Annotated in this window: 23 protein-coding genes; 13 read left to right on the plus strand and 10 right to left on the minus strand. The window is 40.6% G+C overall.

Annotated elements, in window-relative coordinates:
- Nucleotides 1-3: 3 nt before the first annotated feature.
- The gene (bcsQ, locus tag AN214_RS02980) at nt 4-708 is read right to left on the minus strand and encodes a cellulose biosynthesis protein BcsQ (RefSeq protein WP_054978360.1); all 705 of its coding nucleotides are present in this window, start codon (nt 706-708) and stop codon (nt 4-6) included.
- Nucleotides 709-738: 30 nt separating this feature from the next.
- Nucleotides 739-915 carry a hypothetical protein gene (locus AN214_RS22645; protein ID WP_158523434.1) on the minus strand — a complete coding sequence of 59 codons (177 nt, stop codon included), beginning with the start codon at nt 913-915 and terminating at the stop codon, nt 739-741.
- 319 nt (nt 916-1,234) lie between these two features.
- Between AN214_RS22645 and bcsE the strand changes: the two genes are divergently transcribed.
- The 4 genes from bcsE to tyrR all read left to right on the plus strand — a co-directional run bounded on the left by bcsE (nt 1,235) and on the right by tyrR (nt 6,325).
- Nucleotides 1,235-2,827, plus strand: a complete 1,593-nt coding sequence (gene bcsE, locus AN214_RS02985) for a cellulose biosynthesis protein BcsE (protein ID WP_054978361.1) — start codon at nt 1,235-1,237, stop codon at nt 2,825-2,827.
- A complete protein-coding gene (locus AN214_RS22650; RefSeq protein ID WP_158523435.1) occupies nt 2,827-2,991 on the plus strand; it encodes a hypothetical protein in 165 nt (54 codons plus the stop codon). Before bcsE ends, AN214_RS22650 begins: the two co-directional genes overlap by 1 nt.
- Nucleotides 2,992-2,994: 3 nt before the next feature.
- A complete protein-coding gene (gene bcsG / locus AN214_RS02990) occupies nt 2,995-4,605 on the plus strand; it encodes a cellulose biosynthesis protein BcsG (RefSeq protein ID WP_054978362.1) in 1,611 nt (536 codons plus the stop codon).
- Between the two features lie 172 nt (nt 4,606-4,777).
- A complete protein-coding gene (gene tyrR, locus AN214_RS02995) occupies nt 4,778-6,325 on the plus strand; it encodes a transcriptional regulator TyrR (protein ID WP_054978363.1) in 1,548 nt (515 codons plus the stop codon).
- A gap of 42 nt (nt 6,326-6,367) precedes the next feature.
- Here tyrR and AN214_RS03000 read toward each other — a convergent pair whose 3' ends face one another.
- Nucleotides 6,368-6,853, minus strand: a complete 486-nt coding sequence (locus tag AN214_RS03000; RefSeq protein WP_054978364.1) for a hypothetical protein — start codon at nt 6,851-6,853, stop codon at nt 6,368-6,370.
- Between the two features lie 86 nt (nt 6,854-6,939).
- On the opposite strand from AN214_RS03000, the gene AN214_RS03005 reads away from it, so the two are divergent.
- Nucleotides 6,940-7,473 (plus strand): thioesterase family protein, encoded by a 534-nt coding sequence (locus tag AN214_RS03005; protein ID WP_054978365.1) that lies wholly within the window; start codon nt 6,940-6,942, stop codon nt 7,471-7,473.
- Nucleotides 7,474-7,574: 101 nt separating this feature from the next.
- Here AN214_RS03005 and AN214_RS03010 read toward each other — a convergent pair whose 3' ends face one another.
- Nucleotides 7,575-10,229 carry a TonB-dependent receptor gene (locus AN214_RS03010; RefSeq protein ID WP_054978366.1) on the minus strand — a complete coding sequence of 885 codons (2,655 nt, stop codon included), beginning with the start codon at nt 10,227-10,229 and terminating at the stop codon, nt 7,575-7,577.
- Between the two features lie 263 nt (nt 10,230-10,492).
- A complete protein-coding gene (gene smpB / locus AN214_RS03015) occupies nt 10,493-10,975 on the minus strand; it encodes an SsrA-binding protein SmpB (protein ID WP_010560515.1) in 483 nt (160 codons plus the stop codon).
- A gap of 118 nt (nt 10,976-11,093) precedes the next feature.
- Between smpB and AN214_RS03020 the strand changes: the two genes are divergently transcribed.
- Nucleotides 11,094-11,525, plus strand: coding sequence for an SRPBCC family protein (locus tag AN214_RS03020; RefSeq protein WP_054978466.1), 432 nt, complete (start codon nt 11,094-11,096; stop codon nt 11,523-11,525).
- The gene (locus tag AN214_RS03025; protein ID WP_054978367.1) at nt 11,526-11,855 is read left to right on the plus strand and encodes an RnfH family protein; all 330 of its coding nucleotides are present in this window, start codon (nt 11,526-11,528) and stop codon (nt 11,853-11,855) included.
- A gap of 64 nt (nt 11,856-11,919) precedes the next feature.
- Here AN214_RS03025 and AN214_RS03030 read toward each other — a convergent pair whose 3' ends face one another.
- Nucleotides 11,920-12,267: an outer membrane protein assembly factor BamE gene (locus AN214_RS03030; RefSeq protein ID WP_010560512.1), complete on the minus strand. Its 348-nt coding sequence runs from the start codon at nt 12,265-12,267 to the stop codon at nt 11,920-11,922.
- Between the two features lie 110 nt (nt 12,268-12,377).
- On the opposite strand from AN214_RS03030, the gene AN214_RS03035 reads away from it, so the two are divergent.
- On the plus strand, nt 12,378-12,698 hold the full coding sequence (locus AN214_RS03035; RefSeq protein ID WP_054978368.1) for a GIY-YIG nuclease family protein: 321 nt from the start codon (nt 12,378-12,380) through the stop codon (nt 12,696-12,698).
- Here AN214_RS03035 and AN214_RS03040 read toward each other — a convergent pair.
- The 4 genes from AN214_RS03040 to ilvC all read right to left on the minus strand — a co-directional run bounded on the left by AN214_RS03040 (nt 12,652) and on the right by ilvC (nt 17,273).
- Nucleotides 12,652-13,563 carry a M28 family peptidase gene (locus tag AN214_RS03040; RefSeq protein ID WP_054978369.1) on the minus strand — a complete coding sequence of 304 codons (912 nt, stop codon included), beginning with the start codon at nt 13,561-13,563 and terminating at the stop codon, nt 12,652-12,654. The genes AN214_RS03035 and AN214_RS03040 overlap by 47 nt on opposite strands.
- Nucleotides 13,560-14,723 (minus strand): tetratricopeptide repeat protein, encoded by a 1,164-nt coding sequence (locus AN214_RS03045; protein WP_054978370.1) that lies wholly within the window; start codon nt 14,721-14,723, stop codon nt 13,560-13,562. Before AN214_RS03045 ends, AN214_RS03040 begins: the two co-directional genes overlap by 4 nt.
- A 79-nt stretch (nt 14,724-14,802) precedes the next feature.
- Nucleotides 14,803-15,705, minus strand: coding sequence for a Dyp-type peroxidase (locus tag AN214_RS03050; protein ID WP_054978371.1), 903 nt, complete (start codon nt 15,703-15,705; stop codon nt 14,803-14,805).
- Nucleotides 15,706-15,797: 92 nt separating this feature from the next.
- Nucleotides 15,798-17,273 (minus strand): ketol-acid reductoisomerase, encoded by a 1,476-nt coding sequence (gene ilvC, locus AN214_RS03055; RefSeq protein ID WP_054978372.1) that lies wholly within the window; start codon nt 17,271-17,273, stop codon nt 15,798-15,800.
- A 127-nt stretch (nt 17,274-17,400) separates the two neighbouring features.
- Here ilvC and ilvY point away from each other — a divergent pair, with 127 nt between their 5' ends.
- The 5 genes from ilvY to AN214_RS03080 all read left to right on the plus strand — a co-directional run bounded on the left by ilvY (nt 17,401) and on the right by AN214_RS03080 (nt 21,606).
- Entirely contained in the window at nt 17,401-18,291 is an 891-nt protein-coding gene (ilvY, locus tag AN214_RS03060) for an HTH-type transcriptional activator IlvY (protein WP_054978373.1), read from the plus strand.
- Between the two features lie 196 nt (nt 18,292-18,487).
- A complete protein-coding gene (locus AN214_RS03065) occupies nt 18,488-19,270 on the plus strand; it encodes a MipA/OmpV family protein (RefSeq protein ID WP_054978374.1) in 783 nt (260 codons plus the stop codon).
- Nucleotides 19,260-19,646 (plus strand): DUF3019 domain-containing protein, encoded by a 387-nt coding sequence (locus AN214_RS03070; RefSeq protein ID WP_054978375.1) that lies wholly within the window; start codon nt 19,260-19,262, stop codon nt 19,644-19,646. Before AN214_RS03065 ends, AN214_RS03070 begins: the two co-directional genes overlap by 11 nt.
- 9 nt (nt 19,647-19,655) lie before the next feature.
- Nucleotides 19,656-20,342: a response regulator gene (locus tag AN214_RS03075; RefSeq protein WP_054978376.1), complete on the plus strand. Its 687-nt coding sequence runs from the start codon at nt 19,656-19,658 to the stop codon at nt 20,340-20,342.
- A gap of 22 nt (nt 20,343-20,364) precedes the next feature.
- A complete protein-coding gene (locus tag AN214_RS03080; protein WP_054978377.1) occupies nt 20,365-21,606 on the plus strand; it encodes an ATP-binding protein in 1,242 nt (413 codons plus the stop codon).
- The last annotated feature ends 153 nt before the right edge of the window (nt 21,607-21,759 follow it).

Below are 21,759 nucleotides of genomic sequence, written 5' to 3' on the forward strand. Positions count from 1 at the left end.
GTGTTACGACAGACTCTTGCGTTTGTTGTTTAACCAGCTTGCGAGTGCGTGAAAATCTTCTTTTACTACACTGAGCGGTGAAGTGTTAATAAGTACATTTTTAGCTGCAAGTGCCTCAGGTACTGCGCTGTCAAAATGAATAAAAAAGGGTGCTAATTGCTTTAGGTTTGCACGCCAAATTTGGTATACATCGAGTTCAAGCGGGTTACTGGCATTAAAGCGATTAATTAAGTAATACGCTTGGTTATGTGCGCTGCCTTTTTTAATTTGGCTATAACACGCAGGATCGCAGGTCACTACATTGATAACGATATCGCTGTCATCAAGCGCTAAGTCATCGAGTGACATATGGCTTGGTACGTCAAACAACAGCCAACTGTTGCGGTCGATATCCAAACGTTTTGATTGATTTAACAGCGTATTATACGAAAAACTATTAGCAAGTTCAGAGCCATAGGGCACATACTTGACGTTATCTTCATTAATAAATGCGATATCAGCCCAGCTAGATTCTGCGTCTGCTATTTTATTTGTCCAACCTGATTGGTTTTGCCATTCATGACCAAGGTGCAGACACAGCTCATTTTTAGAATCAAGGTCAATACACAACACGTCGTGATGGCTTTGAGATAACAGTGTTGCTATATTGGCAATAATGGATGTACTTCCTGTACCACCTTTCAAGCCTTTAAAAAATACTCGATTCATACAAATGGACTTTGTTAAAACGTATAATTATTAAATTTCTTCGATTTCACTAAAAAGATCATACTTAGCAATGATTTTCGTTTCTTTTTGCTTTTCTGTAATTTCCACGTAATCGGCGACAGCAATCTTGCTTTTCATTTCTAATTTAGAAATATCGTGCGCATGATATGCATTTTCTATTGTTTCTGCATTTTGTTTATTAGTCACAATGTTAACCTTATAAATTACAACTTTTATATTATTAGTCGGTTAGATTGGGCTAAACTATTACACTCTATTACGTAGCTCGTGAGACAAAATAAGTGTTTTTTCCTTGTAGGCCTTGATTTTTGCGAGCTTGATTCAACTTGTCATAATTGTTATCGGCTCATGCAAATTTAATTTTAGCAGTTTCTAGTCAATCGTGCTGGACTTGGCTAAATGATTGTATATAAAATCATATTTTCACCTAAATAGAAAGTATTACTTTTATAGAGCATTGCGTCATGTATTATCAATGTGTTTATAAAGCAAAAGTGGGTTAAATGTGCATAAATTAAACTTTTTGGGTATTCAGAGCGAGCATGGGCTTATTTTTAAAGCTGCAACTTATACGCTTTTTGCCAACAGCGAAGAAGCAGGTATTGAGCTTGCCTTGAGCTCAATAAATGAACAAAGTAAAAGCTTTCTAATATCGCAAGACCCTGAACGATTTTCTGTTAAATCAGATAAATGGCCGCAACTTAAAAAAGCGCAACTTTTTGCCTTAGACACATCTTTTTTTATCGAAAACAGCACTCAGTTTATTTCACAAACAATTGAAGAGCTAAGTTATTATTCTGGCTTTCGTGGTGCGCATTTAATTATTCACTTTTCCGAAGATTTAGCTAACCATTTTGAAGCTAAATTAATTAAAAAGTTATTGCATAAAACGCAATCTATAACAGAGCGCTACAATATAAGCCTGATTTTTTTGTTTACGGGGAAAACGGCGCAACAAAAAGCGCCCACTTTTTTAGCTCACAGCAAATTAATTGACGGTGTTGCCCATCTTAACAGCCATTTAATGAACCATAACTTGTACTTTGATTTTTGGCGCAGTGACAAAGGGGTGGTAAGCCAGGTAAGTTATCAGTTGTTTTTTGAACAACCAGTATCGGCGGAACTAAACGTTCAAAATGAAGCGAATGCTGAACCTGTTTATCAAAATTTAGAGCAGGTTTTTATCAGCAAAGAGTTGCTGCCTAGCGAAACAAAATTACCGCCACATTATTTAATATGCGACGATAACCAAAGCGTCGCCGAACATGCTCGCGAAAATAAAGCTGCAACAGTGGTTTTGTGTGCGTCCCATGATGTTAAAAAGACGGAACTTGCTGCACTTTGCTATGAATTACGAAATGTTTGCGGGCCTTGGCTAAAGATTGTAATTAAAAACAAAGATGGCGTGTTACGTCACCACGATGAGTGTGTATTTTTAACCTTAGGCGTTAATTTAATTTTGCACACAACCACAGATATTTCACGTTTGATGTCGCAGGTGCAAGCTTTGCAAGGCGTTAAGTTTGTGCGTACGCTGCCAAAAGATTACAAAGCAGTACTGGCTCATGCTAAAGGGGTGGAAGCAAAAGGTTATTTAACACCAAATAGCTTTGTTGATGCCGTGAAACTGCAACGTGAAGCTAGTTTATCGACAGGGATTAGCGGCGTTTTGGTGATATTGGATTTAATTAAAGGCGTTGAGCCAATTGATGCATTACGTCTTTTTTCTGTAAAACGTAACGGTGATATTTTTACTGCGAACCAATCGCAAGTTTTGCTTTATTTGCATGCTTGCCGAGAGAATGATGTGGATAACGCCATTGAGCGATTGTTCAGATTAGCAATCAGTGAGTTCTTTGCCGCTCACAGCATTTTTTCGCAAGACTTATACATAGAACAAGTTTGCCGAGAACTTAAACATGCCGACGACAACAAAGAATTGGAAGATTTCTCGATGCAGTTACTTGAATCTACGGTAGAGCAAGTGCCACTTGCAATGAGTACATCAGGACGCACGGCTGTTGTAAACGATATAAACCGCTTTCCAAGTCGTCAGCCTTGTAAAGCGCATCCTCTTAAGTTTCTGGAAAACAATTAATGTACTTAACTTATATTATTTTGGCGTTTATTTTTGGCATTGTGATAGGTATTGCAATAGCGCAGTTTTCAAAAGAGCTTAAGCATTTTGTTACTAAGCTCTACAAAGCGTGGACGTTTAAACATAAAGCGATTCATCCATATAAGCCGCAGGAAAAAGAATAATCAATGAGCATTGCACACCCAGATAAAGATCCGTTGCGTTATGACGCACTAGGGCTTTGGAATTTATATTTCTTAGTTAAGCTAGGCTTATTTTTCTCAGATGTTATCGATTTGCATGTACTGGAAAATATTGCGTTTATTGCGTTTATTTTATTGCCGTTCAAGCATACTTTGCTGATTAAGGCTAAACATATTATCGGGGCATTTGTCGCATTATTTTTATTGCATTATGACTCTTACTTGCCACCGCTTAGTCGCTTACTTGAAAGCGGTGATCTGCTTAGTGATTTTAGTTTGCCGTACCTTATCGAGTTGTTGTCGCGCTTTTTATCGTGGCAGTTTGTCGCCATGGCGCTGGTCTTGGTCATTGTTTATATTTATTTGGTAAATTGGGTTCGTTTTACCACGGTGAGTATTGTGGGTATTTTGTATATTGGCGCATTACAATTTTTTGCCAGCCAAGAGAGTATGCCACCCGCGCCGACTTATGTACAAAATAGTGCTCAAGCAACGCAACAAAATGTTCAAAATACCTCCTTAAACCCAGAGCAAGCAATGTCGGCGTTCTATCAACAACAAGCACGCTTAAAAACCGAATTTCCAGCATCTAACCAAGGTGGTGACTTTGATATTGTGCTACTCAATGTGTGTTCACTTGGCTGGGATGATTTAGAACGAGTGAACCTTAGTAAGCACCCTTTGTTTAATCAGTTTGATTTACTGTTTGATAATTTCAGCTCGGCCACCTCGTATAGTGGACCTGCCGGTATTCGTTTATTAAAAGCAAGCTGCGGGCAGACATCTCACCAAGGTTTATATTCAGATGCGAATAAGCAGTGTTACTTATTCGAGAATTTAAAGTCGCTGGGTTTTGATAATGACTTTGCGATGAACCACAATGGTAATTTTGATAATTTCCTTGGTATGGTGGAAAGCCAAGGGCGTGTTGATGCAAAACTACAGTCGTTACAAGGTGTTAAAATTGCACAGCGCTCATTTGATGGTACACCTATTTTTGATGATGGTCAGGTATTAAATAAGTGGCTTAAATCAAGACTAACCTCAAATAAGCCACGTGCGGCACTTTACTACAACACCATTAGTTTGCACGATGGTAATGTGATTGAAGGACGCAGTAAGTTTGGCAGCAGTTTAAAAAGCTACGGCACGCGTACAGAAATCTTATTTAAGCAATTTAACCAGTTCTTTACGCGTTTAGAACAAAGCGGCCGTAACTATATGGTGGTTATGGTGCCAGAGCACGGTGCATCATTGGCTGGCGATAAGATGCAAATTGCAGGTATGCGTGATATTCCAAGCCCTGCAATTCTAGATATTCCGGTGGGCGTTAAGTTTATTGGGCCAAATGCCAAACCAAATAGTGCACAAAAAGTGATTTCTGAGCCGTCTAGTTATCTAGCTATTTCAGAGCTAATCGCCCGCGCAACGCGACAAAACATCTTTAGCGGCACCTTAGATCTTGGCATGCTAGCAGCTGATTTACCGAAAACACCTATGGTGGGTGAGAACTCGGGTACACGAATGCAGATGTTTAATAGTAAGCCATATATTCAACTCGATGATGGTGAATGGATGGTTTACCCAGGATACTAAATAACCTGAAATCGGGTTAATCAAAATAGGGAGCGTTTGCTCCCTTTTTTGATTTGAATGAATAGTTATGGGTTATAGCTTTTTTGTTCATTTATGTTTACAAAATTTCTTCCAATCTTTGGTTTTTTCAGTATTATCAAAATATTGTGCTTAAGCTGGTAATGGGGAAATTATGCGCTTAGAGATCCATTGTGCGGACCGAATTGGTATCGCGCAGGAAATACTCAATATTTTAGTAAGTTACCAAGTTGACTTAAAAGGTATTGAAGTTGATTCAGTTAACTGTCGGATGTATGTCTCTTTTCCGCCAATTGAGTTTGAACAGTTTCAGAAAATTATGCCTGAAATTCGTTTAATTCAAGGTGTAGAAGATGTAAGAACAACCGCATTTTTGCCTTCTGAGCGAGAGCATAATGAACTTACCACTTTACTAAGCGCACTACCCGATGGGGTTATTTCTATTGATGTAAAAGGTATTGTGCGCCAATGTAACGATTCGGCTTGCCGCGATTTAAATACATCAAGTACAGAAGTAATTGGCCAGCATATTAATACCCAACTTAAAGGGTTTAACTTTACACGTTGGTTAGAAAGCGCCGAAGTGCTTGCACAAACGACGCGTGTTGAAGTGAACGGTGAAGATTTTATTGCCGATATCTTACCAATTTCAGTGCCTGACGCTGAAAATGAAACGATTTTTGTCGGTGCGGTAGTTAATATTAAATCGCAAAGCCGTTTAGGTGAGCAGGTGAGTGCCTTTAGACGACAAGGCAACGAGAGTTTTGCAACCATTCATACCCATAGTAGCGCCATGCGCAAAGTAGTGCGTGAAGCGCGCAAAATGGCGCAGTTAGAGGCACCAATTTTAATTACAGGTGAAACGGGCACAGGCAAAGAGCTGTTAGCGAAAGCGTGTCACTATGCGTCAAATCGCGCAAACAAGCCGTTTGTTACGCTATCATGTGCATCCTTGCCTGATGATGTGGCTGAACCTGAATTGTTTGGTTGTGCACTACCCAATGCTGAAAGCCGGGGTGTACTAGAACAAGCCGACGGCGGAACTGTATTTCTTGATGAAGTAGGGGAAATGTCGGCGCAACTGCAAACTAAGCTGCTGCGGTTTTTACAAGACGGCACTTTCAGACGTGTTGGCAGTGAAAATGAAGTTAAAGTTAATGTACGGATTTTAGCGGCAACACAAAAAGATATTCCGGGCATGGTACAAGAGGGCCGCTTTAGGGAAGATCTTTATTATCGCATTAACGTACTTAGCCTAGAGCTTGCGCCGTTAAGAGATCGTAAAGCCGATATTGTGCCGCTAACAGAGCACTTTATTAGCCGTTATTCGCATCAATTAGGGCGCAAGTCGCCGGTATTAGATGACACCATTACCGCGTTTTTACAGCAATATCCGTGGCCGGGTAACGTGCGTCAATTAGAGAACTCTCTGTATCGAGCTATTTCACTACTTGATGATGAGAATTTAAGTATCGAGCATTTACAGCTACCTAGTTTTACCAATGATTTGGGTTATCTTGAGTCTGATTTTGAAGGTACGCTAGACCAAGCGGTGAAACGCTTTGAATCGACGCTGTTAAGAAAGTTGTATCCTGCTTATCCAAGCTCGCGTCAACTTGCGAAGCGTTTAGGCTTAAGCCATACCGCAATTGCAAATAAACTACGCGAATATGGCATTAATCGTAAAACCATTAAGGTGTAATGGTTTAAAGTAGGTGGGCTAGTTTACTTTAAGTGACTAGCCCTAACGTCGTCTTCCGTTGTCTTTGGTAATACCACTCGGAATAATGTAATTAATACCGTCTTTATTAAATACGATTTTGACGCTGGGATTGCCATTTTTTAGATAATAGTTGTATTGATCAATCCACAGAATATAGTCGCCACGCACAGGGTACTCTAAACGCTTTTTTTCAAGCTTAATAACATGCGGCCCTAATCGCCATTCAAACTCTGAAATATAACCATCTGCAAACTCCTGTACAAAAACCGCTTGATCGTTACCTGCCAGCGTAAGTGCAATTGAATACGAGTCCGGCATTTGATCCATAGGGTATTGTTCATCACCTATGGTAAATAACTTATTTTGTTTGTCCCATTTAAAGCCAAAACTAAATTTTTGCTTTAAACCAGATGGGTACGTAACTGTGCCGCTGCCAGGCAACTCAAAACTCGCCTTAAGTTGAAAGCTAACGCACATAAGTATAAAAAGTGAGATATACGACTTCATAAAACCCTTAAAGTATTGTTTTTTGTACTTGAGATTATTATTAAACCTGAGAGAATAAACTTTTCTGGTAAGACCACTCAAGACAAATGAATTTATATTTTAGATTACTATTACTCTTTTATCGGATAAAGCGTAATAAACTTTATCAACCTTTGTTAGATGAAGTTGAAATTGATTTTCGAGCACTACCAAGCGACTGCGATATTAACCTTCATCTCACTAATTCGCGTTATCTTGCCTTTATGGATTTGGCGCGTACTTGGATGACTGAGCGTTTGGGGTTATTTTCAGTGGTAATGAAGCGCCGTTGGTTTCCAATTGTTAATGCCACAGCAATTACCTACATTAAAGATATTAAACCTCTGCAAACTTTCACTGTGGCAACACAATTAGTTGGCTGGGATCATAAGTATTTTTATATTAAGCAAACGTTTAAATCGGAGCGTGGCTTACATGCCGTTGCTTATGTCCGAGGTGTATTTAAGAAAAAAGGTGGTATTGTAAGCGTTGAAGAAATGCTAGACGCAGCAGGTTTTGATGGCGAAGCGCCAAAGCTACATGAAGAAATTGTGCACTGGAAAGAAATGCTTGAGTGTAAAAAACAACGTGACCATGTTTAGTATCAAACACAAGTTTGATGATGATTGCATTCTAATTTAATGTAAAATTTAACTAACCCAAACAACAAAAAGCCCCTTGCGGGGCTTTTTTGCTTTAGCGTTTAGAACTTGTAATTTGCTTGTAAGTACATAAAGCGGCCTTGGCCACTGTGCACATTGGTCGCAAAACCCATAAACTCATCATAAGTAAATGGTGGCTCTTCATTAAACAGGTTAGTAATACCTAATGTAAGCGTTGTATTTTCAATACCATGGTAGTTAAAGGTTGCATCAACCGTGATAAATTCATCGACATCAGATAACGTAACCGTTTGATTTTCAATTTTGTTACCTTGCGCATCTCGTGCTGTTTGCACGCGAACTGAATCATCTTGCTTAAATGAATCAACAAAGTTAAGCGCAAGTGACGATGTAAAATCATTTATCGCGTAATCAGCACTTAGCGTGAAGCGTAGTTCAGGTTGCTCGAAGTCACCGGCTTCTGTATCGATACGCTGACCACCATTTCCATCAGGGCGCTTATCTTCATACTCCAACATATAATTCATCACATAAGAGAATTTAAAGTCGCCAATTTCTGTCGGTAAATTGTATTTCACATCGACATCAAGGCCTGACGTGGTTAAGTCACCAATATTTTGGAATGTATCGTAAATAACAACAACTTCACCTGGGTCATTAGCAATGCCGGTTGGTATACGTTCAACAACGTCTGGGTTTCCGCCTTGTGTAGTAAATATGAACTGAGTATCAGAATCGATAATATCTTCAATATCATAGCTATAGTAATCAACTGATACGCTTAAATCATCGGTAATATTGTACACAACACCAAGGTTGTAACTTTCAGATTCTTCAGGGCCTAAATCAGGGTTACCTTCAAAAACTGCGGTATATTCGAATGGATCGCAGCCAAGGCCAACTAAGTCACAGCGATACTTATCAACCAAGGTAGGGGATTCATCAGTACGGCCAAGGCCAAGTTGGTGTAGTGATGGTGCTCTAAATGCCGTACCCCAAGAGCCGCGTAAAAGAAGGTTATCTATTGCGCGCCAAGAAAACGACAGCTTTGGATTAGTGGTATCACCAAAGTCACTGTAGTCTTCGTAACGAACCGCCAGTTGCACTTCTAAGTCGTCAATAACCGGCACGGCAACTTCTGCAAACAACGAGCTATTGTCGCGTGTGCCATTAGCCTGTGTCGCTTCAGTACCAAAAATTTGACCACGTAGATATTGATCGTCTGGGTTATCGCTAATTGACTCTTCACGATATTCAGCACCCACAGCCAGCATCAGTTCTCCTGCTGGTAATTCTGCCAATGGGCCATTTACTTTAAAGTCGAATGTCTTATTGGTTGATTTACCGATACGTGTGGTAGTGGTTTCAATATAATCTAATACCTCTTGGCCATTTGATGACGGTTCAAATGGGTTGTATGCGCCAGAGTCAATCGCTTCTTGTAGTCGCACTTTATTAGGGAAACCGTCTACACCGCGTTCAACCGACTGGCTTTTAATGTAAGAATAGGCAGCTTCATAGCCCCAATCGCCCCATTCACCTTCAAATCCTAAGATTGCACGATAATAATCGGCATCAACACGTTTTTCGCGGTTGCCAATATCAACCATGCGGCGACGCATCGTTAAATCTTGGCCATGAAACTCATGATCAGGCATATTGGCAAATGGATGGTTAATGTTGTCACCATCCATAAATAGTTCATTAAAACTCGGGCTACCCGCACCGCGGATCATGGTTTTTGAGTTTTGACCGTTAAGTTCTGTGAATACACGGAAAGTATCATTCACATCGTAACGACCTGAATAGTTAAAGCTAAAGCGCTCATTTTGCGGGAACATGGTCATATAAGGTGCATAGTCATAGCCGCATAAATTACCAATAATATCCTCAGGCGCACACACATCATTGCCAAAGGTGTCTGGCATGCGATTAGTAGGATCAGACTTTAGCGCTATGGTGCCAGGAATACCTGACGAAGAGCGAAAATCAGTAGCGTAAACATCACCTGTACGAGCTCGTTGATTGGCTGTTGCGCTATAATTACGGTCTGCGTAAAGTACTTCTTCGCGGTTAAAATAATCAAGAATAAAGGTGTGAGAGCTGTTATCTGTGGTGTTACCAAAAACCACTGATACGTTTGTTTCTTCACCACCGCCATCTGCGGTATCGCCATATTTTGCGCTAATTTCTACACCGTCGATGTCATCACGTAAAATAACGTTAATTACACCAGCAATCGCATCAGAACCATAAGTAGCAGATGCGCCATCTTTTAGGATATCAACACGTTTGATTGCGGCGATTGGGATATTGTTAATATCAACAAAGGCAGTATCAATGCCTTTTGCAAATGGACTAACCGACACGCGGCGGCCATTCACTAAAATTAATGTAGAGTCAGCACCTAACCCCCGTAATGACACACTCGAGCCGCCATTTGCGGTATCGTCACTGCTGTTGGCTTGCGTTGAAAATGTACCTTGGCCAGAAATTGGCAGTTTTGCGAATAAGCCAATTAAGTCGGTAACGCCTGTTTTGGCAATATCATCAGCTGATAAACTTGTTACAGGTGAAGGGCCTTCCAGATCGGTGCGTTTAATATGAGAGCCGGTGATCTCTATGCGTTCAACTTGCTTTTCTTGTTCAGCGTTAACCGTGTAAGCTGAAAACAGTAGTGATGCAGAAATAACGGAGGTTAAGGAGTTAAGCTTAAACTTTGTAGCGCGTTTCATGGACCATTCCTTGTTAGATTATTATAAATTTAATGATTAACCCATAGCGTGAATTAACCTTTTAAATTAATAACATGTTAATTGTTAATTAACAATAAGGTAACCTTTGTCCCTAAAACTAAAGTGTAACTTTGTTTGTAAAAAGATTTAGTTCGACGAGGGGTTTTATCTAGAGGTGTTTAGGGTGTGAGGCACTATACGTTGGTTTAGATTGGCATAAAAAAACCACGCAGAGGCGTGGTTTTTAATAATTTATTGGGCGTTTAACGTGCTGAATGTTTCATCATACGTTCTTTTTCTCGAGCCCAGTCTTTATCTTTACTGTCGGCACGTTTATCGTGCAGCTTCTTACCTTTAGCAAGGCAGAATTCAAGTTTAACCCAGCATTTTTTCCAATACATTGCTGTGGCGATTAAAGAAAAACCGTCGCGTTCTACTGCACCTACTAAACGATCGATTTCACGTTTATTGAGTAGCAGTTTTCGCGGCCGCATTGGATCGCACACAACGTGTGTAGACGCTTGAATTAAAGGCGTAATCTGGCTTGCATGTAAGTAAGCTTCGCCGTTTTTAACTTGAATAAAGGTTTCGGTAATATTTACTTTGCCGGCGCGAATACTTTTCACTTCCCAGCCTTGTAATTCCATACCAGCTTCAAATTTATCTTGCAGCAAATACTCGTGGCGCGCTTTTTTGTTTAGCGCGATGGTATTGCTTTGTGCTTTTGGTTTTTTGTGTTTTGCCATAATGCCGCCATTATACTTATCCGCTATGGTTTTACACTATTTTTTGCCATTACACGGGTTATTTTTTGTTTCTGCGTCAAACCTTGGTAGAATTCGCCATGTTAAATCTGGAGAGAATATGCCGCAAATTAGTCGATCTGCGCTCGTGATGTTTAGTGCGCAGCAAATGTATGATTTAGTTAATGATGTTTCTAAATATCCTGAATTTTTGCCAAATTGCTCTGGTGCAAAAGTACATAACCAAAATGAGTTATGTATGTCTGCATCAGTAGAAATCTCGAAAGCTGGCATGCGTAAATGGTTTTCAACGGAAAATACATTACAAGCAGGTCAAGCGATTGATATGCGCCTGATTGATGGTCCGTTTAAAACCTTGGCGGGTGGTTGGAAGTTCACAGCACTTGATGATCACGCTTGTAAAGTGAGCTTAGAACTCAATTTCGAATTTACCAACAAGCTGGTCGAACTTGCATTTGGCAAAGTATTTAATGAAGTGGCAAACAATATGGTAAAAGCCTTCACTCAGCGCGCGAAACAGGTTTACAAATAAATGAAGTCGATTGAAATAGTTTACGCACTGCCTGATAGCGCAACAACGGTGACGTTTAATACTGAGGACGACTTAAGCGTTGAACAAGTTATTGTACAATGCGGTATTTTAGATAAATGCCCTGAGATTGATTTAACAAAGCTTGCCGTAGGTATTTGGAATCGTACCTGTAAGTTGCATCAAATCGTAAAAGACGGTGACCGAATCGAAATTTATCGTCCATTAATTGCCGATCCGAAAGAAGCGCGCAGACGCCGCGCAGAAAAAGCGAAAGATGAGGGTAGGGCAAATAAGATTACTGGCGGGCGTTCAGGTCGCCGCCAATCATAAAATAAAAAAGTCATGCAGTTGCATGACTTTTTTACGTTAATCTGGACTCAGATTAAGTGTTAACTTATTGTTCTAGCGGTGTATTGAACGTTTCTGGCGTTTCATAATCACCGCGTAGCGCTTTTAGTTTGTCGCCTTCAAATTCAACCACAAGCTCTTTTCGCACTTCGCTGTCTCTGCCTGGGTTAAATTGATACAAGTAATACCAATTACTCTCGTCAAATGCATCTTTTGCGATTGGCTGACCCAATACGTAGAGTACTTGTTCACGTGTCATTTCAACACGTAGCTTATCAATATCGCTTTGCTCTAAAAAGTTTCCTTGAGGAATTGGCATTCTATATAGCCAAGATGAGCAACCTGAGGTAAAAACGATCACTGCGCACAGCGAAATATACTTAAACCATTTCATTGAATACTTTAATCCTTACTACTAATCGCACCATGATACCTCTTGCTATCAGGTTATAAAAGTGTAAATTTGACCTAAATTTTACAATGAAGTTCCCAAGTGTTTGTTTTATGTCGCAGTTAGAAAGTCCCACCAAACAAAGTCATGTGCAGTCAACTTGGTTTATTTACATCGTTGAAACGCGCTATGGCCATTGGTATACCGGTATTACAACGGATGTTGCACGACGTTTTTGTCAACATAGTTCGGGTAAAGGGGCGAAAGCGTTAATTGGTAAGGGGCCGTTAAAATTACTACTTGAGCGGCAAGTGGGCAGCAAAAGTGAGGCCAGTAAGTTAGAATATCAAGTTAAAAAATTATCAAAAAAGCAAAAAATTAGCTGGGTTAATACCTGCTTAGCAACTGATAGTTTGCATCCAATTGAGAAATAACCTTAGCAATATTGTGTAAGCTGCCATCAAAAAAGGCATGATCAAGGTTTTCATAGGTGTCGTGTTGGCTATGATAATTGCTGTGCTGACCTACGCCAAAATACAAAATAGCAATGCGCTTGCGGTGAAATTCGCGGTGATCGCCCGCATCAAGTATGCGTCGGCGTTGATTTTTAATTGTTCGATTATAAAAGCCATTACCTCTTGTGAACTTTACCTCGCTGTCTTTATGCCAAATGTTTGTGCGAAGTGACTCAATAAATGCCTTAGATGGCGCATTATAAAGGCCAAGTAGTTTGTTACGCTTGCTTACTCCAAGCATATCTAAATTAATATTGATTAGTACATTTGACAGCGGGATGGGTGAAGCCTTGATAAATTCTCGGGCGCCAAATAAGCCAGACTCTTCTGCATCGGTTGCAAGAAAAAGGTAATTAAGTTTCCGATTGGGTTGTTTTGCGATGAGTGATGCTAACGTAATTAATGCAGCAACTCCGCTGGCATTGTCATCGGCACCATTATAAATGTGCCTTCCTTTAGTACCTAAATGATCAAAGTGTGCGGAGATTACTACTGTCGGTCTATTGGCAATTTGCTCGCTCGCTGCAAGCACATTGTGTGCTTCTTTTTCACCAAAAAAGCCACTACTGTAGTGAAACGGTACCGTGTAGTTGGCAAATACGGGGTTGAGTCCCGCATTTTGAAATTGTTTCGCAATATAATCGGCTGCAATGCTGGCGTGCAGTGTGCCTGTTTTTCGCCCCGCAAGTTGATCATGGCTGAGCACTTGTAAATGACTGTGGGCTTTGAGGGTATCTTGCGTTGTTACACTCAGTGATAAAGCAAAGAAAAGTGCGTGTATCATCTTAATAACTGCGCACTTAACGACATTATTTTTCCTCGATAGCGGCGTTTTTCGCTGTCAAAATACGCATGTTTTTCAGCTTGTTGTAACTCGCTGAGCGCTTTGTCGATATCGCCAATCATAAAGTATGCTTTAGCTAAGCCGAAGTGGCTTTCGTGGATTTCTCGGTCGAGTTTAATTGCTCTTTTAAAAAAGCTGATGGCAGTTCGGTAGTCATTTTGGTAGAGCGCTTCGTTGCCTTTAGCAATCGCATAGTAGGGGTTTTTACTGCGTTTTCGCTCAAGTGCAATCCGAATATTTTGCGCCTCAAGGCTACGTCCTGTTAGTTCATATAAGCGAGCTAAATTACCCTTGGCAGTATTGTTATCATTATCGAGTGAAAGCGCGTGATTGTAGGCCAGTTCTGCCTTATCAAATTGATTATTAATGCGATAAAGCACGCCTAAATTACCGTAGGTAGAGCCGTAGGTCGGAGCACTTTCGATTGCTGCACTAAAATAGGAATAAGCAAGGTGATGTTCGCCGTTAATCATCGCAGCAGCACCTTTATTGTTGTAAAACATCGCTAAGATTACGTCTTCGCTGATAATTTTAGAACGAAATTTGTGACGTAAACTGCTCGGGTTGAAATCAATGATGAGATCACCTGTGGTATCGTAAATGGTTGAAGTAAGCGCAACATCACTGGCGCTTGGACGCAAAATACGTAAATTGACGTGCCCAGTGAGTAAACTGTAGCCATTTTCGCTTGCCCAGTACTCAGGAATATATACTTGCTGAAAACGCGACGCTAAGCCAAGGTGTTTAGACATGCTGTAGGCCATAATCGACAGTGAGAGGCAATTGGCATTATTGTTGTTGAATGTATCTTCTGCGCTAAGGGTTGCACCTGATAGGTAGTCAAGACTTTGGTTTTGTGGACTGAAAATGTATTCAACTAATGAGCGGGTCATAACACGTTTATCAATATCCCGTGACACGGCTTGTTCGATAAGGGCTTTGGTATTGTCAGATAAACTAAAGACGTCTTTTTTGGTTTCAACAGGAATACGCGTAAATTGCGTGTCGTTGATAAGTTGATTTGGCGGTGAAATGGCTTTTGGTGTGCTGTTACACGCCGCCAAAACTAATACTGAAATTAAGCAAATCAAGATGCGCATATTGAACCTCTTTGAACACCATACTTACTGTTAAAGATAGATAATATATGCGCAATTTGCTTGTTTAAATTGTTACAGCTTATGTCGTCACAATCTGTGTTAATTGTGTTTGTGACGGCGCAAACCAATATGCACTGTTAACTGCTTTTGAGTAATCGATCAGTTTGTCATAAATACCATCTTGGGTTAGGCCAAACATGCGTTCGAGTTGAATTTGAAAGCGTTGTTGGTCACAGGCAAAACCCAAAAAGTAGAGGCCTTTTTCGTGTGCATTTCCAAATGGCACACTGCGGCGATAGAGTTTCATGGCCACATTATCTACTTTCACATCGGTACGCGATACATGCGAATTTTTTGGCATATCATCACCTTCAAGCTCGATGGAATCTGGTTTTGTGCGACCCACTATTTTCTCTTGTACGGTGACGGGCAGTTTTTCAAATTCACTCAGGTCATGCACCCATTTTTGCGTTAAAACAAAGCTGCCTTGCTGATGGGAATGTGACGTTGGCAGCAGTGCTGCGTCTGCTTTTGCTGCTACATCTTTTGGGTTTGCACTGCCATCGACAAAACCGGTGAGATCACGATTATCTTTGTATCGAAATCCCGGGCACTCAAGCGCCAAAATAGCGATGCCGTTTAACTGTGATTGGCATAACTGCATAGCGTCAAACACACCATCTAAATCATCACCGTGCAACCAAATTAATAAATCGTGTTGGGTGGCGGGAGCAGTGTGACCAAATGGCCCTGAAAGCGTTGCAAAATCAGTAAAGTTAAGCGCTTCGGCTTGGTTGTCTAAATGTTGCCAAAGGCGTCTGCCAAATGCGATAACTGAACTACAGTTGAGGTTGTCGCTAATATTTTTTAATGCATTTTTTAGTGCGTTAATGGTGTCTGCATCTCGGTTGGTAATGACATATTCTAAAAAGTAGCTATGCCTATTATTGTCATCGAAGATACCAGATTGTGCCTGTTCCATTTGATTGGCCCCTTTATTTGTTTGCGCTACATTAACTCAGAAATAAGGCAAAAAAAAGCCCGCTTAAGCGGGCAGTTTACTCAGGGTTTACCTTAAATAATTGGTTTCATTGCTGACATATAACCACGCAGTGTTTCGCCAATCATCTCTACTGGGTGTGTGCGAAGCGCTTTGTTTACTTCAATCAGACGTGCGTTCTCTACGCGGTTATCGGTTGGAGATAGCCCTTTACCGATTACGTCTGTGTTAACTGTGGTCATAAAGTCTTTCAATAGCGGCAAGCAGGCATGGTTATATAAGTAACAACCGTATTCTGCTGTGTCTGAAATAGTTGCATTCATTTCATAGAGCTTCTTACGTGCAATTGTATTGGCAATTAACGGCGTTTCATGCAGTGACTCATAGTATGCTGATTCGTCTTTAATGCCTGCAGCTGTCATGGTTTCAAATGCAAGTTCAACACCTGCTTTCACCATAGCAACCATTAGAATGCCTTTATCAAAGAACTCTTGCTCGGTGATTTCATCACTGGTATTTGCTTGCTTTTCAAAGGCTGTTTCGCCAGTTTCTTTGCGCCAGCCTAGTAATTTAGCGTCGTCTTCAGCCCAGTCAGCCATCATGCCTGATGAAAATTCACCACTCATAATGTCGTCCATATGCTTGTTATAAAGCGGACGCATAATTACTTTTAGCTCTTCAGATAAGTCAAACGCTTTGATTTTTGCAGGGTTTGATAGGCGATCTAACATGTTAGTTACACCACCGTACTTGAGTGCTTCAGTGATCACTTCCCAGCCATATTGTAGTAACTTTGAAGCGTAAGCCGCATCAATACCTTGCTCAACCATTTTATCGAAACACAGTAGTGAACCTGTTTGCAGCATGCCACATAAAATAGTTTGCTCGCCCATAAGGTCTGATTTTACTTCTGCGACAAATGACGAAAGTAATACACCTGCACGATGACCACCGGTACCCGCAGCATAAGCTTTAGCTTGCGCTAAACCTTTACCTTCTGGATCATTTTCAGGGTGCACTGCGATAAGCGTTGGTACACCAAAACCACGCTTATATTCTTCGCGTACTTCAGTACCTGGACACTTAGGTGCAACCATAATTACGGTAATGTCATCACGTACTTGCATGCCTTCTTCTACAATATTAAAGCCATGAGAGTAGGCAAGTGTTGCGCCATGCTTCATTAGTGGCATTACCGCTTCTACTACGCTGGTATGTTGTTTGTCAGGCGTTAAATTAAGTACTAAGTCAGCATCTGGGATAAGTTCTTCGTATGTGCCTACCACAAAACCGTTATCGGTAGCGTTAAGGTAAGATTGGCGTTTTTCAGCAATCGCTGATTCGCGCAATGCGTAAGATACATCAAGACCGGACTCACGTAAGTTTAAGCCTTGGTTAAGTCCTTGTGCGCCACAGCCAACAACGACCAATTTTTTACCGACTAACGCATCAACACCATCGGCAAATTCAGATGGGTTCATAAACTCACATTGAGCAAGCTGCGCAAGCTGCTCGCGTAACGGTAAACTGTTAAAATAATTCGTTGCCATGTCTCATTCCTAAATAAAAAAATCGCTGCCTTTTGCAGCATTGAATTAACCATAAAAGAAATTTTTAATTGCGTAAAATGATATATTTGAATTATTGTATTGCAAAAAGTGAAATATTGGGTTTGCAATGGATATCAAACGTCTGCAATTATTTTTGGTGCTGGCAGAGCAATTGCACTTTGCAAAAGCGAGTGAACTAGCGAATGTGAGCGCGCCAACGCTGAGCCGCAATATCAAGCAGCTAGAAGACGAAGTTGGGGCTATTCTTTTTAATCGCAATAAGCGCAGTGTGTCGTTAACTAAGCAAGGTGAAGCATTTGTCCGTTATGCCAGAGCCACTATTGGTGAATGGCAGATGTTTCGCGCATCGCTCAATGAAGCAGGGGAGGCGCTATCGGGGGAAGTGAAGTTATTTAGCTCTGTTACCGCAACGTATAGCTTTTTGTATGATTTGCTTAAAAAAGTGAGATTGGCGCATCCACATATCGAGGTAAAATTGAATACCGGTGATCCGGCACTGGCAATTGAACGAGTCATGAAAGGCTTTGAGGATATGGCTATTGCGGCAAGACCTGATAAGCTGCACGATAGCCTTGCGTTTTTCTCACTCGGCTCCTCTCCCTTGGTGTTTATTGCACCGAATGATGATGGACCTTTAGGCACCATAATCAATGATGCGCTAAGCGACCGGGTTGATATACCTTGGCAAAAATTACCGTTTATCGTGCCAGATCAAGGGTTAAGTCGTAAGCGCTTAGCCGACTGGTGGCAAAAAAATGGCATTAACCCCTTAATTTACTCCAAAGTAGCAGGTAATGAAGCGGCCGTTTCTATGGTGAGTTTAGGTTTTGGTGTGGCACTTATTCCGAAAGTTGTTGTCGATAATAGTCCAATAAAAGATAAAGTTCAGATTTTGTCGATGCCCGATCCGGTACCTGCATTTGATGTTGGCTTGGTGACTAAAAAGGCGCACTTGCAGCAACCTATTATGAATGCAATTTGGCAGCTGCTTAAGTAACACTAAATAAAGACTAGTGATTTATTTTTAAACAAAACGCTTTTATCTCTAATGAAAATGGGTGAATATTTGTGTGTTTTTAGCCGAAGCATGTAAGTAATTGTAATTTTTGTTGCAGGATTTGTTCGGATTGGTAAAGTGCGCGTAATTTCTCGGAGAATTTTAAATATTGAAGCATATAGTTTGCATAATTATATTGTTTTTTAGTTGGGGAAGTTGTGCTCAGCAAAGCGAAAATGTAATCGAACTAAGTCAATTACGACTTGGCGTGGCATTAGGTTTTGGCACAATTACAAATCCACTCAATGACGGTGATAACTTTCCGTTAATCGTGATCCCCGATATTGCATACTATGGTGAACGTGTTTACTTTGATAACGGTCAACTCGGTTTTACCTTATCTGAACACAACCGACATGTATTTAATGTTATCTCCGAGTTCAATCCAGAAAATCGCTTTTTTGTGACATGGCATCCTGCCAATGTATTTATTGCTCGAAACGCATTCACGGAGCCTGCAAATTCTGAACGGATCTCTATTTCAGAAATAAATAGCCCTAAGTGGGCATTAGATGGTGGTGTGAATTATCAGTATATTGCCGATACTTGGCGCTTTTCAGCAAGTGCATTTAACGATATTTCTAATGTACACAAAGGTCAGCGCGTTGCATTAAGCTTAAGTAAAGGCTGGCAAACACAATCTGGATTATTGAGTGTGCGTTTGGGGCTTGATTATTTATCTCACAAACTCGCAGATTATTATTACGGTATTCAAGCCGACGATCAGGTTGGCATTACGTTTTTGCAAAATGCTGCCTGGTTGCCTCACGTAGAACTAAGTTGGCATAGGCAAATTAATCAACATTTTGGTTTGTTAGCAAAAGTAAAATACCACTATTATGGTTCGCTTAGTGATAGTCCTTTATTTTCGAGTAATCAAAGCGTGACAGTATTTACTGGGGTGACCCATGTTTTTTAGATACTGTCTGTTTTTAATGTTGTGCGCATTTAACAGTGCGGGCGTTGCTGCACAGCAAAAAGCGCATTTTCAGCTAGCTCCTGCTGTGTGCATGGTGCAAAACAGTGATGATGTGTGTCAGGTTGATGTTAACTTCGAATGGCAAATAGCAAAGGCTGAGGATGTTTGTATTTTACGTGATCAAACACCCTTAAAATGTTGGCAAAATGCCACTGAAGGGCGTTTTAGTTATAAAGCTGACGTTCAGTTTGGCACAGTATACTCCTTGGTCAATCGGAAAACTGGCAAACAAATTGCCAGTGCGAAAATCAAAGTACAAAGCAGCAATACCAAGTCACAGCGTAGGCGATTACGCACCCCTTGGAGCTTTTTCTAGGAGATAAAGATGGCGCATATTTTATTAGTGGAAGACGATCTTGCCTTACAACAACTGACCAAAGATTATTTAGAACACAACGGTATGACGGTTGATGTGTTAAGTGATGGTTCTGAAGTGATGGCGGCACTTGAAGCTAATATGCCTGATTTAATGATTTTGGATGTAATGCTGCCAGGTAAAGACGGTTTTAGCGTGTGTCGTGAAGTACGCGATCGCTACCAGTTACCCATTTTAATGTTGACCGCAAAAGGCGAAGATTTTGACCAGGTGATTGGTCTTGAGCTGGGTGCCGATGACTATGTTATTAAACCTGCTGAACCAAGAGTATTATTAGCACGTATCTCTGCGCTTTTACGTCGTGGAGCAGTAGAAAAAAGCAGTGAAGAACTGCGTTTTGGTACGCTTACCATTGATAAAAACAGCCGTATTGTTAAGTTGCTTGGTGAAGAAGTGAGCTTAACCTCGCACGAATTTGAATTACTGTGGTTACTGTCAAACAGCGCAGGCGAAGTACTTAGCCGTGACTTTGTGCACGAGAAAATGATTGGCCGTGAGTACGATGGCTTAGACAGAACTGTAGATGTGCGTGTATCTCGATTGCGTAAAAAACTTGGCGATAATAGTGACAAACCTTATCGCATTAAAACCGTTTGGGGACAAGGCTACTTGTTCGTATCAGATGCTTGGGGATAACCACAAGCTGCAAGGAATTTAAATGGGCAAGTTATTTGTTAGCTTATACGCCTATATTATCATCTCTATTTTTATTCTTAGCGGTGCGCTTGAGAAACTATGGCCAGAACCGAATGGCATAGATGCGCTACCGCTTGCGCCGCAAGTCACAGAATCTCTCTCCCAGCTAGCAAAAACTGCTAATGGCATTACGAAACTAAAAGACATTTATCAAAACGAAGTGATTTCGTCTGATCTTGTTGCATTTTTGCCAGAACAAACAGCTGATTTAAAGCAAGGACTAGCAGTACCAGTGTTTGACGGTCCGCAGCAAGTAATCTGGTATTTGCGGGTAAATGATAAAGAATTACTGAAAATTGGTCCGTATCGTTTTGATGTTAATAGTTACGACTCGGTATGGCCATTTTTCATTATGTTGTTGGTTATTGGTTTACCCGTTGCGGCCTGGAGTTATTGGCTATGGCGTGATTTTAATCAGTTAGAAAAAGCATGTCACAATATCAGCGCGCCGGAAGATTTACAAATTAGCGGTGACGACAAGTCTGCTTTATTGCCAATAAAACAAACATTAATGGCGATGAAAGCGCGTATAAAACACTTATTAGACAGTCAGCGCGAACTGACCTCGTCTGTATCTCACGAATTTAGAACGCCATTAGCACGTCTTAAATTTGCGATTGCGATGCTGGAACAAACACAAAGCGACGATAAAAGTAAGCCGTACTTTGACGGTATGCAGTCCGACATTCAAGAACTAGAGTCGCTAGTGAGTGAAATGCTGGAGTTTGCAAAATTAGAAAGAGAAAAACCGCAACTTAATATTGAGTTGTACGATGTGGTCGCGCAAACACAACACTTTGTGCAAAAGCTTGGTTTTAACCACGCAACTGCAATCAAAATTGAAGCAAACACAGCCATTGAGTTAAACGCCGACCCACATTTCATTGGCCGCGCAATTCAGAACTTTATTGGTAATGCACTGAAATACGCAGAGCAGCAAGTAATCGTTACGTTGACGCAAACCTCAAACACTATTTTTATTAAAGTGGCTGACGATGGCCCTGGCATTGAACAATCCGAGTGGGAAAACGTATTTAAACCATTTACCCGTTTAGATAAAAGCCGCAATAAAAAAATCAAAGGGTTCGGCTTAGGGTTAGCAATCGTGCAAAAAATCATAAACTGGCACGAAGGTGAATGTTACCTTGAAAGTGGCCCGTTAAAAGGCGCATGTTTTGTAATTGCGTTACCTAAAAAACCTTAATTTGATCTCTGCTAAATTGAAGCAACATAAAACTGCTATGATGATTTTCTGTAAACAAAACATTAAAATAAACTAAATGAGATTGATTCTCATTGGTTTTGAAGTTTATAATAGCGTTAGTTTATAAATCTTCATTAATAAAAATTATACTTT

The sequence above is a fragment of the Pseudoalteromonas sp. P1-9 genome (genome assembly GCF_001399975.1).
GTDB lineage: Bacteria > Pseudomonadota > Gammaproteobacteria > Enterobacterales > Alteromonadaceae > Pseudoalteromonas.